Genomic DNA, 13,602 nt, shown 5'->3' on the forward strand with positions numbered 1-13,602 from the left:
ATTGGTCGGCTGTCAGACGCCCAGCGACTTCAGCTTGCGGTGAAGCGCCGAGCGCTCCATGCCGATGAACTCGGCTGTCTTCGAGATGTTGCCGCCAAAACGGTTGATCTGGGCGATCAGATAGTCCTTCTCGAACTGTTCGCGCGCTTCACGTAGCGGCAGCGCCATGATGTGCTGATCGGATTGGTTTGGCGTGCGCGGCATGACATCGCCGATCTCGGCAGGTAACAGGTCCGCGGTGATCGGCGCATCGGCATCGTCGCCGCGCGCCAGGATCATCAGTCGCTCGACATTGTTGCGCAACTGGCGGACATTGCCCGGCCAGTTGTGCGCCTGCAGCACCGCCAGCGCGTCGTCCCCGATGCGCCGCGGCCGGATGCCGGCTTGGCGGGAGATCTGCTTCATGAAATTGTCGACCAGATAGGGAATATCCTCCCGCCGCTCGGCCAGTCCCGGCACCATGACCGGAACCACCGCCAGGCGGTGATAGAGATCCTCGCGGAATCGGCCGTCGGCGATCATCGCCTCCAGGTTCTGCGAGGTCGACGATATGATACGGACATCGACCTTGACCCGCTTGGTGCCCCCTACCCGCTCGAATTGCTGTTCGACCAGCACGCGCAGGATCTTGTTTTGCGTTTCGCGCGGCATGTCGGCCACTTCGTCGATGTAGAGAATGCCGCGATGGGCTTCCTCAAGCGCACCGACCTTGCGTTCGACACCGTTTGATTCGGTGCCGAACAGCTCGACCTCCATGCGTTCGGGCGTGATGTTGGCAGCGCTCAGCGTGACGAACGGCGCGTTCTTGCGCGCCGACAGCGTGTGGATGGCGCGTGCCGCGAGCTCCTTGCCCGACCCGGACGGGCCGATGATCATGACGCGGCTGTTGGTCGGCGCGACACGCTCGATGGTCTGGCGCAACTGGCTCATCGCCGACGACATGCCGATCAGGTCGAAGGTTTCGCCGCTGCGCAGCTTGAGGTCAGAAACCTCGCGTTTCAGTTTCGAGGTTTCAATCGCGCGCTCGGCGATGAGGATCAGCCTGTCGGCCTTGAACGGCTTCTCGATGAAGTCATAGGCACCGCGGCGGATGGCCGAGACCGCCGTTTCGATGTTGCCATGCCCCGAGATCATCACCACGGGCAGGTTCGGGTGCATCGTCTTGATCTCGTCCAGCAGCGCCAGTCCGTCCAGGCGTGAGCCTTGCAGCCAGATATCGAGGAAAATCAGCCTCGGCGCCCGGTCGGCGATCGCCGCCAGGGCGCTGTCGGCATCAAATGCCGTTCGGGTTTCGTGACCTTCGTCGCTCAGAATACCGGCGACAAGTTCGCGGATGTCTTCCTCGTCATCGACGATGAGAATGTCAGACGCCATTACCGACCTTTTCAGTTTCTCTTTTGTGTTCCGTCCTGTCTTCGCCGCGCGGCGGCACAGTGGCGGCAAGCGGCAGGATGATGCTGATCATCGCGCCTCGCCCGCCGTGGAAATCCGCCGGCGCATCGTGCAGTTCGAGCCGGCCACCATGGTCCTCCACTATCTTCTTGACGATAGCGAGGCCGAGCCCCGTGCCCTTCTCGCGTGTCGTCATATAAGGCTCGAGCAGTCGCTGACGATTCTCGCGCGGCAAACCCTTGCCATTGTCGATGACGTCGATGCGAATCGCGTCATTCTGGCGCTCGGCTTGAATCCGGATTATGCCGTGCGAACGGTCCTTTTGATCAAGTCCGTCGATCGCCTCGGCTGCGTTCTTGATAACGTTGCCGAAAGCCTGCGCCATCAGACGGCTGTCGAAAGTGCCTTTGAGCGGCTCGTTGCCGAACACGCGCTCGAAGGTGATATCGGCGCGACTCACTTCAACGAGGAACGAGGCTTCACGCAACGATTCGCGCAAATCGAGGGCCTTCATCTCGGGCTTGGGCATGCGTGCGAAAGCGGAGAACTCGTCGACCATGCGGCCGATGTCCTCCACTTGCCTGATGATCGTGTCGGTGCACTGATCGAAAACCTCGCGGTCTTCGGTGATGACCTTGCCGTAGCGGCGCTTGATGCGCTCGGCGGAAAGCTGGATCGGCGTCAGCGGGTTCTTGATCTCGTGGGCGATACGCCGCGCCACATCCGCCCAGGCCGAGGAACGCTGCGCCTGGACAAGATCGGTAATGTCGTCGACCGTCACGACATAGGATTTCTCCTCCGAACCGTCGTCGCCGGCCTCGACCGTGATCTGCACGTTGAAGGTCCGCTCCGTGCCGGCGCGATAGAAGGTCACCTGCTCGCGATAGACTGGCTTGCCCGACTTTCGACCGATCTCGAAGACGCGGCCGACATGCGGCAGCAGGGCGGAGAGATTCTGCCCGAGCGCGGCGGTGGCCGATATCGCCAGCATCGTTTCGGCCGACCGGTTGACGATGGTGACGATACCATACGGATCGACGCCGATGACGCCAGCGGTGACGCCGGCAAGCACGGCTTCAGAAAAGCGGCGCCGTTCGTCGATCAAATCCTTGGCGGACAGGATCTCGTTACGCTGCGACTTCAGTTCCAGCAGCATCTTGTTGAAGGTGTTGCCGAGCGAGGCGACATCGCCGTCGGAAGGTCGAACGGGCACGGCAACGTCGAGATTGCCTGTCGCGACCTCGTCGGCCGCGCCGATCAGCTGACGGATGGGTCGCACCAGGCGGTCGGCGACGGCAATGCCGGTCCAGATGGCTGACAGAATGATGATCAGCGTCAGCGACAGGTAGGGAAGCGCGAAGGCCACCTGCGAGGTGCGGCGATTGTTTTCCAGGCCGCGATACTCGTCGGTGTTGGCTCTCACAATCTGCCGCGCCTTGATCACCTCGGGATCGACGAGGCGGATGGTGTAGAGATAGAGCCCTTCGATCTCGCGCAGCTTGACGATGGCGCCCATGATGTTGCGCGTCTTCGGCTCGATCAGCACGGGCCTGCCGTCGGCGGCGCTGCTCATGGCGCCTTCCGGTGGCTCCGGCATGGCAAAATCGGCGTCAGTCTTGGCGCTCATGACGAACGAACCGTCAGGCTTGACCAGTGCGGCATGGGCCAGCGAGCGTCCCACCGCCTCCTTGTTCATCAGATCGAGGAAGCCGGTTCTATCGAGACCGTAAAGCGTGCGGGAGGCGTCGAGATCGTAGGCCATCGACAGGGTCGTTCCCTGGAGATTGCGCGCGTTCTCCTGCACATAGGCATCGGCAATCGACAGCGACGAATTGACGATCGTCTTGGTGCGGATCTCGAACCAGCGATCGAGGCCGATGTCGAGCGTGATCGAGGCGATGATCGCCACCATTATGGCCGGAATCGCGGCGACCAGCGCGAACATCGCGACGATCCGCACATGCAGCCGCGACGCCGCCTTGCCGCGCCGGCGCGCCATCACGATACGATGCACTTCGCGGCCGACGAGCGCGATCAGGAACAGGATGAACGCCGCATTGAGGGCGATAAGCGCCAGCGTCGTCCTTTCGTCCGGCGTGATCGGCGTGGCGCCGACGAGAATGGCGAAGGAGATCGCCGCCGTAACCAGCGCACCGACAACCGCTACCACGCCGGGCAGCGCAAGCAGCCGACGCCCGTCCCTTGTACGGGGTTCGCTGAAAAGCGGGTCGCTCAGTGTCGGTGCCTGTGAAGCCATGTCGCCGTCTAGAGCCAGTGATTGCGTCGGATCTATGCAACGCATTGTGGCGATTATGCAACAAGTGTGACCTGGACGGAAATCTTTCGGCGATCGATCCCCCGGAAAAGAGGCCGCTCTATCGCTTCGGCCGAAACCGGAATCGGTTTTTGGGCCGATGCGATAACTCAGAGTGCCAGCGCGTACGTCCGGAATGGACGCACGTCGCTCTATGCTTGCCTGGACGATTTGTAGACGTTGACGCCGAGTTCGCGGATCTTCTTGCGCAGCGTGTTGCGGTTAAGCCCCAGCAGTTCCGCAGCCTTGATCTGGTTGCCGCGGGTTGCCGTCATCGAGGCAAGGACCAGCGGATATTCTACCTCGGAGAGAATGCGCTGATAGAGCCCGGCCGGCGGCAATTCGCCGGCGAACGACGCAAAATAGCGTTGCAGGAAATGTTCCACCGCCTGGCCGATGGACAGATCGTCGGGAATAAGGTTGCCGCCACCGGGAACGACCGGCCTGTCGCCGGTCTTCAGTTCCGCCTCGATGACTTCGGCGGAAATCTCATCCTGCGAATAGAGCGCGGCCAGCCGGCGGACAAGATTTTCGAGTTCGCGCACGTTGCCGGGCCACGGATAGCGCTTCATCAGCTCGATGCCGCCGGTGGAAATGCGCTTGGTCTGCAGGCCTTCACTGGCGCCGAGCTTGAAGAAGTGCCGGACAAGATCCGGAACGTCCTCGGACCGCTCGCGTAGCGCCGGCAGCCTGAGCGGCACGACATTCAGGCGATAAAACAGGTCCTCGCGGAAAAGCCCCTGATTGATCAGCGTGCGCAGATCCTTGTTGGTGGCGGCGACGATGCGCACGTCGGTCTTGATCGGCGTGCGGCCGCCGACGGTGGTGTATTCGCCCTGCTGCAGGACACGCAGCAGACGCGTCTGCGCTTCCATCGGCATGTCGCCGATCTCGTCGAGGAACAGCGTGCCGCCTTCGGCCTGCTCGAAACGGCCGGTGGAGCGGTTCTGCGCGCCGGTGAAGGCGCCCTTTTCATGCCCGAACAGTTCCGATTCGATCAGGTCGCGCGGGATCGCCGCCATGTTGATCGCGACGAAGGGGCCGCCACGACGACGGCCGTATTCGTGCAATGCGCGCGCCACCAGTTCCTTGCCGGTGCCCGATTCGCCTGAAATCATCACCGTCAGATCGGTCTGCATCATGCGCGCCAGCATGCGGTAGATATCCTGCATGGCGGCCGAGCGCCCGACCAACGGCATCGTTTCCGGTGGCTCGTCGGCCCGCGCATCGATCTTCGGCCGCCGCGGCTCGGAAAGCGCCCGGTTGACGATGTTGAGAAGCTCCGTCAGGTCGAACGGTTTCGGCAGATATTCGTAGGCGCCGGTTTCGGAAGCGCGAATCGCGGTCATGAACGTGTTCTGGGCGCTCATGACGATGACGGGCAGTTCCGGCCGCGCCTTCTTGATGCGCGGCAGCATGTCGAAGGCGTTCTCGTCCGGCATGACCACGTCGGTGATAACGAGATCGCCCTCGCCCGCCGCCACCCAGCGCCATAGCGTCGAGGCGTTGGACGTCACGCGCACCTCATGGCCGACGCGCGAAAGTGCCTGATTGAGGACCGTGCGGATGGCTGCATCGTCGTCGGCGACGAGAATATTGCCGCGAACAGTCATTTGCGGTCTCCTTCGCCATCATCGTCTGTGCCGAACGGCGTTTCTTTCCAGGCTGGCATCAGGATGCGGAAGGTGGTTCCGCGCGGCGTCGAATCGCATTCGATGATGCCGCCATGCTCGCCGACGATCTTCGCCACCAGCGCCAAGCCAAGCCCCGACCCGTTCGGCTTGGTGGTGATGAAGGGGTCGAACAGGATCGGCAGGATATCTTCGGAAACGCCGGAGCCGTTGTCGCGCACGCAGAACTCCAGCGGCAGCGACACACGGCCTTGCGTTCCCGGAACGGAGACCCGGATACCCGGCCGGAACGCGGTCGTCAGGCTGATCTCGCCTTGCGGGTCGCCGCCGATGGCCTCGGCCGCATTCTTGACCAGGTTGAGGAACACCTGGATGAGCTGGTCGCGGTTGGCGAAGACAGGAGGCAATGATGGATCATAATCCTCCAATATCTTGATTCGCTTGGCAAAACCGTTCTTGGCAATCGCCTTCACATGGTCCAGTACGACATGGATGTTGACCGGATAACGGTCGATGGGCCGCTCGTCGGAAAACACCTCCATGCGATCGACCAGCGAGACGATACGGTCGGTCTCGTCGGTGATCAGCCGGGTCAGCGCGCGATCCTCGTCGGAAGCCGAGAGTTCGAGCAGCTGGGCAGCGCCCCGAATGCCGGACAGTGGGTTCTTGATCTCGTGAGCGAGCATCGCGGCCAGGCCGGTCACCGAGCGTGCCGCGCCGCGATGCGTCATCTGCCGGTCGATCTTGTCGGCCATCGATCGTTCCTGGAACATCACCACCACGGAGCCCGGAAATTCCGGCACCGGCGCGACGTAGAGATCGACGACCTTCTCGATGCCAAGGCGCGGCGACGACACATCGACCCGGTATTCGTTGACGGGCGCCCGGCGCTCCCGCACCTGGTCGACAAGCGTCAGCAGCGGGCTGCCGAAGGGAATGAGCTTGGGTAGTGTGTTACGGGCGAGCATGGTCGCGCTCGAGCGGAAGAAATCCTCGGCATCGGCATTGGCGAAGGTGATGAACCCCTCCGCATCGACCATGATTACCGGGCGACGGATCGTGTTGAGTACGATGTGAGCGGCGTCCGCCATGTCCATGCTCTGTGCAACGGTGGCATTCATGCTGCGCTCCGCAGGTTCATCGCCTCGCGAGCGCTTGAAAACACCTCGCGCAACGCGGCGATGACGCGGACGGGCTCGAAGGAGGTGAGGATGGCCTTTCGCTGTTCACCGACGACGCCAGCGGCGTGGCGGTCGAGATACCAGCCAAGATGCTTGCGCGCCTGGCGCACGCCGCTTTCGATGCCGTAGAGCGTCAGCATGTCCTCGTAGTGGGCAACGACGTAGTCGGCCAGCGCTTGCGGGCTTTCGGGCACGCCGGCCGTTGCCTCTTTTGCCGCGGCTGCCGCGATGATGCCCGCCGTCCAGGGTGCGCCATAATGCGCGCGGCCGATCATCACCGCGTCGGCGCCCGACTGGTCGAGGATCATTGCTGCCTCCGCCGGCGAGCCGACATCGCCATTGGCGACAACCGGGATCGACACAGCCTGCTTTATGCGTGCGATGGCGCGCCAGTCGGCCTGGCCCTGGTAGAACTGGCAACGCGTGCGGCCGTGCACCGTCACCATCTTGACGCCCGCCTGCTCGGCGCGGCGCGCCAGAATCGGCGCGTTGAGCGCGGTTTCGTCCCAGCCGAGCCGCATCTTGACCGTAACCGGCACCTCGACGGCGCCGACCACCGCTTCGATCAGCGACAGAGCGTGATCGAGATCGCGCATCAGCGCCGAACCGGCATAACCGCCCGTCACCTTCTTGGCCGGGCAGCCCATATTGATGTCGATGATGTCGGCGCCCTCGCCCGCCGCGATTCGGGCGCCCTCGGCCATATGCGCCGCCTCGCGGCCGGCAAGCTGGACCATATGAACAGGCAGGCCGGAATGACGGATGCGCAAGCCGCAACCGGCTCTGCCCTTGGCAAGCTCGCCGCTCGCCACCATTTCCGAAACGACCAATCCGGCGCCATGCGCATAGGCACGCTGCCGAAACGGTTCATCTGATATTCCCGACATAGGCGCGAGAAAGACCCGATTGCGGATTCTCACACCACCCACATCCAACGGCGAAGCCAATTTAGTCACAGCGCGCATGCACAAAAACCAAGCATTTTTGATTGCTGCACATTCTCTAGCCAGAATGGCAGCAATGTGCAACGCGCAATGACGTCACATTAAGGCGCATTTGGGAAAATGCCGGCGATCGGCACATGCCGCGCCCAAAGCGCCGTGCGTCCTTTTGGGACGCACAAAGGACGCTTCCGCATTTTTGCATCTGCGCATGATCTCTTCCGAAAAGCGATTCCACTTTTTTGGGATCATGCGCTAAGCGTCTCGGCATGACAGAAGATGCAAGCGAAAAACAAGCTGCGGACGACAAGGTTGCCGTGGTTATCGTCGCCGCCGGACGCGGCGCGCGCGCCGGGCAGGCCGACGGGCCGAAGCAATACCAAAGGATCGGTGGCCGTGCGGTCATCGCGCGCACATTGGACATGTTTTTGGCGCATCCGAGAATCGGACCTGTCGTCGTCGCCATCCACGCTGACGACAGCGCGCTTTTTCGCAGCGCCGCCGGAGGCAACGCCGATCGGGTCGTCGCCGTGACCGGTGGCGCGTCCAGGCAGGACTCCGTTCGGCTCGGGTTGCTTGCACTAAGAAGCCATGCGCCGGGTCAGGTTCTGATCCATGATGCCGTTCGGCCGTTCGTCGACGCGGACTTGATAGACCGTATAATCGCCGCCATCGGCGAACGCCAGGGAGCGCTGCCTGCCCTGCCCGTCGCCGACACGCTGAAGCGTGAGTCGGCCGCCGGGATAATCGGTGAGACGGTTTCCAGGGACGGGCTTCATGCCGCCCAGACGCCGCAAGGCTTTCCGTTCTGGCCGATCCTGGCCGCCCATGAAAAGGCGCACCATCTCGGCAAGGTGGACTTCACCGACGATGCCGCGATTGCCGAATGGGCCCATATTCCGGTGAAAATCGTTCCGGGCTCGCCGGACAATGTCAAGCTGACCTGGGCAAGGGATATTTCGATGGCGGATCAGCGGCTTTCCGGTGAGCGGCCGCGTTTTCCAGACATCCGCACCGGCAACGGCTATGACGTCCATGCCTTCGAGCCCGGCGATCATGTGACCTTGTGCGGCGTCTCCATCCCGCACGACAAAAAACTGTCCGGTCATTCGGACGCGGATGTCGGCCTGCACGCCCTGACCGACGCGCTGCTCGCCACCTGCGGCGCCGGCGACATCGGCACGCATTTCCCGCCGTCGGATCCGCAGTGGAAAGGCGTGGCCTCGCGGATCTTCGTCGAGCATGCGGCCAAGCTGGTGCGCGCGCGCGGCGGGCGTATCGCCAATGCCGACATCACGCTGATCTGCGAGGCGCCACGCGTCGGCCCGCACCGCGAGGCGATGACTAAAACCCTTTCGGCAGTGCTGGGAATTTCCCGGGACCGCATCTCGATCAAGGCGACGACCAATGAAAAACTCGGCTTTGTCGGCCGCGAAGAAGGCATAGCGGCCATCGCGACCGCCAGCGTCGTGTTTCCAGGGGACGTCCCCGAATGAGCAACAGCGGCCTCGCAGATGCCCTGCTTCAAGCCTGCCAGCAGCGCGGCATCATGCTGGTGACAGCCGAGAGCTGTACCGGCGGTATGATCATCGCCGCCCTGACCGATATCGCCGGCTCCTCGGCCGTGGTTGACCGGGGTTTCGTCACCTATTCCAACGAAGCAAAGATGGAGATGCTCGGCGTTTCCGCTGCAACGCTTGAGGCGCACGGCGCGGTCTCGCGGGAAACGGCGATCGAGATGGCGCAGGGCGCGCTGACCCGTTCGCGCGCCGGGCTAACCCTTGCCGTTACCGGCATTGCCGGCCCAGGCGGCGCCTCGGCTGAAAAACCCGTTGGCCTGGTCTGGTTCGGTGTCGCCTTGACTGGCCGGCCGGTGGTCAGCGAATGCCAGTTGTTCGCCGACAAGGGCCGCGATTTCATCCGCCGTGAGACGGTCAGGCATGCGCTTGAACTGGGCCTGCGCGCGCTCGCTGCGGATCAGGCTGCCGGCATTGCCCCGTAGATGGCGTCGGCGCGCTTCTCGAACGCCTCGGAGAACATGCGGAAGGCGCGATCGAACATCGTTCCCATCACCGCGCCCAAAATGCGGCTCTTGAATTCGTAGTCGATGAAGAAGCAGACGTTGCAACCGCCGTCGTCCGGCTCGAAGCGCCAGACATTGCTCAGATATTTAAACGGGCCGTCGATGTATTTGACGTCGATGGCGTTCTCGTCAGGCTTCAAAAGCACCTGCGTGGTGAAAGTCTCGCGGATCGCCTTGTAGCCAATGCTCATGTCGGCGATGAGCAGGGTGCGTCCGTCGCGTTCCTTGCGCGAGCGGACCGTCAGTGCCTCGCAAAGCGGAAGGAACTGCGGATAGGATTCGACATCGGCGACCAGAGCAAACATCTGTTCCGGCGTATGCGCGACGCGGCGATGGGCTTCGAATTGTGGCATGAAACCAGTTTGTTAGGCGGACTTCCTGAGGAACGCTTCCCGCGCCGCTCGCAGCCTTGCGAAATCATCGCCGGCGTGATGCGACGAACGCGTCAGCGGGCTCGACGCCACCAGCAGGAAGCCTTTGGTCTTGCCGATCGTCTCGAAGGACTTGAATTCCTCGGGCGTTACGAAGCGGATCACCGGATGGTGCTTTTTCGACGGCTGCAGATACTGGCCGATGGTCATGAAGTCGACATTGGCCGAGCGCAGGTCGTCCATCAATTGCAGGATTTCGTTCCGCTCTTCGCCCAGGCCAACCATGATACCGGATTTGGTGAAGATCGACGGATCGAGTTCCTTGACCCGCTGCAACAGCCTGATCGAATGGAAATAGCGGGCACCCGGCCGGACTGTCAGATAGTTCGACGGCACGGTCTCCAGATTGTGGTTGAACACGTCCGGCTTCGCCGCCACCACGATCTCCAGCGCGCCTTCCTTGCGCAGGAAATCGGGCGTCAGGATTTCGATCGTCGTCGAAGGTGTTGCCGCCCTTATGGCGCGAATGACGTCGGCAAAATGCTGAGCCCCACCATCGGCGAGATCGTCGCGGTCGACCGACGTGATGACGACATGGGTCAGACCCATCTGCTTGACGGCGTGGGCGACGCGCGCCGGTTCATCGGGATCGAGCGCGGTCGGAATGCCGGTGGCGACGTTGCAGAAGGCGCAGGCGCGCGTGCAGATCTCGCCCATGATCATGAAAGTGGCGTGCTTCTTATCCCAACACTCGCCGATATTGGGGCAACCGGCTTCTTCGCACACCGTCACCAGCTTGTGCGACTTCACGATCTCGCGCGTCTCGGCATAGCCCTTCGACATCGGCGCCTTGACCCGGATCCAGTCCGGCTTGCGCAGCACGTCGTGGTCAGGCTTGTGCGCCTTTTCGGGATGCCGCAGGCGCGGCGTGTTGGCGATCGTGTCGAGAACGGTGACCATCTGAAACCCGGTTCATTCGCGATCGCCTTTCCGGCGTTCGCTTTTCACAAGTCATCTAGGACTTTTCGGCGCAAAGAAAAAGGCCGCGGCGGCGCATGCCGCCACAGGCTTTTTCGCATAGCAAATATCGACAGGGACTAACGGCGCACCATGCGACCAACGGCGATCAGCAGGCAGGCGCCAATGAAACCGGTGATCAGATAGGCGACCCAGCCGACGCCGAAGACGCCGATATTGAGCGCCTGCAGGATGGCATTCAGCACGATAGCGCCGACGATGCCAAGAATGATGTTCATCAAGATGCCGGTGTTGCTCTTCATGACCATCTCGGCGAGCCATCCCGCCAGACCGCCGATGATGATGGCTGCTATCCAGCCTACCCCGTTCACGTCCATATGCCCTCTCCTCGTATGATGAATGCATCCGGAAACGAGTTACCTTGCCGTTGAGTTCCCCAAGGCCTTGCGCACGGGTCTTGTCTTGCGTGTGAGTCTCACGCAGCCAACCTATCATGCGTTCAGCGCGCGGCCATAGGCGTCGAGCACGCTTTCCTTCATCATCTCCGACAGCGTCGGATGCGGGAAGATCGTATGCATCAGCTCTTCCTCGGTGGTCTCCAGGTTCATCGCCACGACAAAACCCTGGATCAGCTCGGTCACCTCGGCGCCGACCATATGCGCGCCAAGCAACTGCCCGGTCTTCTTGTCGAAGATGGTCTTGACGAAGCCCTGGTCCTCTCCGAGCGCGATGGCCTTGCCGTTGGCAGCGAACTGGAAGCGGCCGACGCGGATGTCCTTGCCCTCGGCTTTTGCCTTCGCTTCGGTCAGCCCGACGGACGCAACCTGTGGGTTGCAATAGGTGCAGCCCGGAATCTTCAGCTTGTCGGTGGCGTGCACGCCGGGGAAGTTGGCGATCTTTTCCACGCACACGACGCCCTCATGCTCGGCCTTGTGGGCAAGCATGGGCGGGCCGGCGACGTCGCCAATGGCATAGATGCCGGGCACATTGGTCTTGCCGTAGCCGTCGACGACGACGCAACCGCGTTCGGTCTTCACACCGAGCGCTTCGAGGCCGAGATTCTCGATGTTGCCCTGCACGCCGACGGCCGAGATCATCCGGTCGGCGGTGATCTTCTCGACCTTGCCATCCTTCATCTCGACATGCGCGGTAACCGAGTTGGCTGATTTCTCGACCTTGGTCACCTTGGCTTCGAGGATGATCTTCATGCCTTGCTTCTCGAACTGCTTTTGCGCGAATTTCGAGATCTCGGCATCCTCGACCGGCATAACCGCCGGCAACAGCTCGACCACCGTCACTTCCGCGCCCATGGTACGGTAGAATGAAGCGAACTCGATACCGATCGCGCCCGAGCCCATCACCAGCAGCGATTTCGGCATCTCCTTCGGCACCATCGCCTCGAAATAGGTCCAGATCAGCTTGCCGTCGGGCTCGATGCCGGGCAGCGCCCGCGGCCTGGCGCCGGTCGCCAGGATGATGTGCTTTGCGGTGTAGGTACCCTCGCCCTTGACGCCCTTGGGCGCCGGCGGCTGCGGCTCCATCGGCTTCTTGGAGGTTTTCGAAGCAACAACTTCACCGGGCTTGGACAGCTTGGCTTCGCCCCAGATCACATCGACCTTGTTCTTCTTCATCAGGAAGGCAACGCCGGCGTTCAACCGCAGCGAGACTTTTCGCGAACGATCGACCACGGCAGCGGTGTCGACGCTGACCTTGCCGTCGATCTTCAAGCCGTAGTCCTTCAGATGATCCGAATAGTGCATGATCTCGGCCGAACGCAGCAGCGCCTTGGTCGGGATGCAGCCCCAGTTGAGGCAGATGCCGCCGAGGTGTTCGCGCTCGACGATCGCCGTCTTGAAGCCGAGCTGGGCCGAACGCACCGCCGTGACGTAGCCGCCGGGGCCGGAGCCGATGATGATGACGTCATAGTTCTCAGCCACGGATTTTCTCCCTGCTTCCCTAGAGTTCCAGCATGATGCGCACGATAGGCGCCAATGCCTGACCGATTTTCCGTGTATTCTCCGCATCGAGATGGACACCATCGAGCGGCGTGGTCTCAGCCACTGTGTCGGCATCGAAGAAGCCGCAGCCGGCTTCGTCGGCAAGAGCGGAATATTGTGGTGCAAGCCGCTTCGACGCTTCATCGCCGCCGGCGAACATTTCCTTGAATTCGGCGTTTTCCGTGCGGCTGACCGCCGGCGGCGCGACGATCAGGATCTGCGGCGCCGGCCAATTGAACGGGTAGTCGTGACCACGCACGATATCGATCAGGCGCTGGATGCCTTGCTTGGCGGCGACCGGATTGCCGTGGATCCACGGCTTCATGTCATTGGCGCCGAGCATGATGATGATCAGGTCGATCGGCGCATGCGTCATCAGGACCGTCGGCAGCACTCTGGCGCCGTTGCGGTCGGCGCCGGCCAGGTGGTCGTCGAAGGCCGTGGTGCGGCCGTTCAGGCCTTCGGCAATGACTTCCACGCCATTGCCCAGCGTAGCCTGCAGCACGCTCGGCCAGCGGTCCTGGAGTGGGTGGCGATCCAGGCTTGCCGCATCATAGCCCCAGGTCAGCGAATCGCCGTAGCAAAGAACTGTTTTCATCTGCTTATCCCGCTCCCGCCAAAGCCTGCCTGCGAACGTCTTACCTGCCAGCGCACGAACAGCCATCGAATGACGATCGCCATGATGCCGGGAAGGATGAAGGCAAAAAGGCTGGT

General features: G+C 62.3%; 12 protein-coding genes. 2 read left to right on the top strand and 10 right to left on the bottom strand.

Going from position 1 to position 13,602, the window contains the following annotated elements:
- Nucleotides 1-12: 12 nt before the first annotated feature.
- From E5X88_RS27415 to dusB, 5 genes are all read right to left on the bottom strand, one after another.
- The gene (locus tag E5X88_RS27415) at nt 13-1,374 is read right to left on the bottom strand and encodes a sigma-54 dependent transcriptional regulator (RefSeq protein ID WP_292166856.1); all 1,362 of its coding nucleotides are present in this window, start codon (nt 1,372-1,374) and stop codon (nt 13-15) included.
- Nucleotides 1,364-3,649 (bottom strand): PAS domain-containing sensor histidine kinase, encoded by a 2,286-nt coding sequence (locus tag E5X88_RS27420; protein WP_292166858.1) that lies wholly within the window; start codon nt 3,647-3,649, stop codon nt 1,364-1,366. Before E5X88_RS27420 ends, E5X88_RS27415 begins: the two co-directional genes overlap by 11 nt.
- Nucleotides 3,650-3,858: 209 nt before the next feature.
- Nucleotides 3,859-5,319: a nitrogen regulation protein NR(I) gene (ntrC, locus tag E5X88_RS27425; RefSeq protein WP_292166860.1), complete on the bottom strand. Its 1,461-nt coding sequence runs from the start codon at nt 5,317-5,319 to the stop codon at nt 3,859-3,861.
- On the bottom strand, nt 5,316-6,458 hold the full coding sequence (locus E5X88_RS27430; protein ID WP_292166863.1) for a nitrogen regulation protein NR(II): 1,143 nt from the start codon (nt 6,456-6,458) through the stop codon (nt 5,316-5,318). Before E5X88_RS27430 ends, ntrC begins: the two co-directional genes overlap by 4 nt.
- Nucleotides 6,455-7,483 carry a tRNA dihydrouridine synthase DusB gene (gene dusB / locus E5X88_RS27435; RefSeq protein ID WP_292166866.1) on the bottom strand — a complete coding sequence of 343 codons (1,029 nt, stop codon included), beginning with the start codon at nt 7,481-7,483 and terminating at the stop codon, nt 6,455-6,457. The genes E5X88_RS27430 and dusB overlap by 4 nt, the downstream gene beginning before the upstream one ends.
- Before the next feature lie 245 nt (nt 7,484-7,728).
- Between dusB and E5X88_RS27440 the strand changes: the two genes are divergently transcribed.
- Together E5X88_RS27440 and E5X88_RS27445 are read left to right on the top strand one after the other, a co-directional pair.
- Complete coding sequence (locus tag E5X88_RS27440; protein WP_292166869.1) at nt 7,729-8,955, top strand: bifunctional 2-C-methyl-D-erythritol 4-phosphate cytidylyltransferase/2-C-methyl-D-erythritol 2,4-cyclodiphosphate synthase; 1,227 nt, start codon at nt 7,729-7,731, stop codon at nt 8,953-8,955.
- Nucleotides 8,952-9,461, top strand: a complete 510-nt coding sequence (locus E5X88_RS27445) for a CinA family protein (RefSeq protein WP_292166872.1) — start codon at nt 8,952-8,954, stop codon at nt 9,459-9,461. Before E5X88_RS27440 ends, E5X88_RS27445 begins: the two co-directional genes overlap by 4 nt.
- Here the strand turns inward: E5X88_RS27445 and E5X88_RS27450 are convergent.
- From E5X88_RS27450 to E5X88_RS27470, 5 genes are all read right to left on the bottom strand, one after another.
- A complete protein-coding gene (locus E5X88_RS27450; RefSeq protein WP_292166874.1) occupies nt 9,437-9,895 on the bottom strand; it encodes a type II toxin-antitoxin system RatA family toxin in 459 nt (152 codons plus the stop codon). The genes E5X88_RS27445 and E5X88_RS27450 overlap by 25 nt on opposite strands.
- Before the next feature lie 12 nt (nt 9,896-9,907).
- Complete coding sequence (lipA, locus tag E5X88_RS27455; RefSeq protein WP_292166877.1) at nt 9,908-10,873, bottom strand: lipoyl synthase; 966 nt, start codon at nt 10,871-10,873, stop codon at nt 9,908-9,910.
- Between the two features lie 137 nt (nt 10,874-11,010).
- Entirely contained in the window at nt 11,011-11,268 is a 258-nt protein-coding gene (locus E5X88_RS27460) for a GlsB/YeaQ/YmgE family stress response membrane protein (RefSeq protein WP_292166880.1), read from the bottom strand.
- A 114-nt stretch (nt 11,269-11,382) separates the two neighbouring features.
- Complete coding sequence (gene lpdA, locus E5X88_RS27465) at nt 11,383-12,828, bottom strand: dihydrolipoyl dehydrogenase (RefSeq protein WP_292166882.1); 1,446 nt, start codon at nt 12,826-12,828, stop codon at nt 11,383-11,385.
- Nucleotides 12,829-12,847: 19 nt separating this feature from the next.
- Nucleotides 12,848-13,486 (bottom strand): SGNH/GDSL hydrolase family protein, encoded by a 639-nt coding sequence (locus E5X88_RS27470; RefSeq protein WP_292166885.1) that lies wholly within the window; start codon nt 13,484-13,486, stop codon nt 12,848-12,850.
- Nucleotides 13,487-13,602 lie beyond the last annotated feature (116 nt).

The organism is Mesorhizobium sp. (assembly GCF_004962245.1).
Lineage (GTDB): Bacteria > Pseudomonadota > Alphaproteobacteria > Rhizobiales > Rhizobiaceae > Mesorhizobium.

Coding starts and splice junctions, on each gene's coding strand:
- E5X88_RS27415 (WP_292166856.1), bottom strand. CDS start 1,374: ATGGCGTCTGACATTCTCATCGTCGATGACGAGGAAGACATCCGCGAA.
- E5X88_RS27420 (WP_292166858.1), bottom strand. CDS start 3,649: ATGGCTTCACAGGCACCGACACTGAGCGACCCGCTTTTCAGCGAACCC.
- ntrC (WP_292166860.1), bottom strand. CDS start 5,319: ATGACTGTTCGCGGCAATATTCTCGTCGCCGACGACGATGCAGCCATC.
- E5X88_RS27430 (WP_292166863.1), bottom strand. CDS start 6,458: ATGAATGCCACCGTTGCACAGAGCATGGACATGGCGGACGCCGCTCAC.
- dusB (WP_292166866.1), bottom strand. CDS start 7,483: ATGCGCGCTGTGACTAAATTGGCTTCGCCGTTGGATGTGGGTGGTGTG.
- E5X88_RS27440 (WP_292166869.1), top strand. CDS start 7,729: ATGACAGAAGATGCAAGCGAAAAACAAGCTGCGGACGACAAGGTTGCC.
- E5X88_RS27445 (WP_292166872.1), top strand. CDS start 8,952: ATGAGCAACAGCGGCCTCGCAGATGCCCTGCTTCAAGCCTGCCAGCAG.
- E5X88_RS27450 (WP_292166874.1), bottom strand. CDS start 9,895: ATGCCACAATTCGAAGCCCATCGCCGCGTCGCGCATACGCCGGAACAG.
- lipA (WP_292166877.1), bottom strand. CDS start 10,873: ATGGTCACCGTTCTCGACACGATCGCCAACACGCCGCGCCTGCGGCAT.
- E5X88_RS27460 (WP_292166880.1), bottom strand. CDS start 11,268: ATGGACGTGAACGGGGTAGGCTGGATAGCAGCCATCATCATCGGCGGT.
- E5X88_RS27470 (WP_292166885.1), bottom strand. CDS start 13,486: ATGAAAACAGTTCTTTGCTACGGCGATTCGCTGACCTGGGGCTATGAT.